The organism is Leisingera sp. F5, assembly GCF_001593695.1.
In genome coordinates this window covers 1-1,213 of sequence record NZ_LUKH01001174.1, presented here as the reverse complement: position 1 = coordinate 1,213, position 1,213 = coordinate 1, and the positions used below count along the sequence as shown (strand labels likewise).

At 60.2% G+C, this 1,213-nt stretch carries 2 protein-coding genes; both read right to left on the bottom strand.

The features are described from left to right. Positions 1–175: aminopeptidase P family N-terminal domain-containing protein (locus A2I95_RS39890; RefSeq protein WP_291737871.1), on the bottom strand; the 175-nt coding region annotated here is incomplete at its 3' end. A gap of 199 nt (positions 176–374) precedes the next feature. After that, positions 375–1,160, bottom strand: a complete 786-nt coding sequence (locus A2I95_RS39885) for an alpha/beta hydrolase (RefSeq protein ID WP_291737870.1) — start codon at positions 1,158–1,160, stop codon at positions 375–377. Between the last annotated feature and the right edge of the window lie 53 nt (positions 1,161–1,213).

The window sequence follows — 1,213 nt, the reverse complement described above, 5'->3', positions numbered from 1 at the left end:
TGAAGCCGGAATAGTAGGAGATGTTGTGCATCGAAGTGAAGACCGCGGCAGTCACCCCTGTTTCGGCCATGATCTTGCGCAGGCCGGCAATGCGCGCCTCATACTCGGAGACAGCAAATTGCAGCGGTGCTTTTTCACCATTGTGAAAACGGTACATTTCAGGACGTGAAGTCATATCAGACCCTTCCTTCTTACAAGAAAGGTCCCGGCGTTCAGGACGGTTTTGGTATGCTGGGGGCGGCATGTCTTGCATGCGGCGACGCCATCGCCTGGCCCTTAGGGCGGAAGATGGTGCGGAAACGGGATTCTGGCAAGTAAAATTTTCACCCGCCTCTGGCAGGATCACTGTCCGGCCTGCCGGCCGGACAAGAGTCTTAATTTACGATCAGCGCCACCAGATCGCTTTCGGGATCCGCTAGCGGGTCAATCACATTGAAATGATGCTTGCCAAAGGCAATCACATGATCCGCCTCCCAGGCCTCCACCAGCCAGATTGCCTGATCCAGAAAGGCCGGACGCTCCTCGCCGCCGACCCAGACCGTTACATCTGCGGGGTAGCGATCCTGCATGTCCACCGGGCTTTCGGCAATCGCCGCCGCGGAATCCATCTGGAACTTCTGGTTCATCGTGGTGCGCAGCAACGGCCGCAGGTCGGACAGCGGTGAGATCGGGATCACCGTCTTGATCCGCGCGCCCACATCCGCCGTCAGCAGCGCGCGGTCCAGCATCCGTGCCACCAGATGGCCGCCCGCCGAATGGCCGGCCAGCGCAATCGGACCCGCCACCTCGCCTGCAATCCGGGTCACTGCCGCAGCAATCTGGCCGGTGATACCGGCAATCCGCACCTCGGGGCACAGATCATACGACGGCATCGCCACCGCCCAGCCATGGGCAATTGGGCCACGGGCCAGATGCGACCAGGTGCTTTTGTCGAAGGCCAGCCAGTATCCGCCATGAACAAAAACAAAAACACCCTTGGGCGTGCCCTCCGGCAGGAACAGGTCGAACCGCTGCCGCGCGCCCTCGCCATAGGGGAGGTCCAGCCGGGCACGCTCATGCAGGCTGTTGCGGAAATCTTCAGCCGAGGCCGCCCAGCGCGGCGGATAGCTGTCCGCATTTTCGATATATGCCCCATTGGCATAGGCATCATCCAATTCCATGCCCAATCTCCCCTGTTCTTATTCTTTGCGGCTACCTGACAGTCTGACACAGG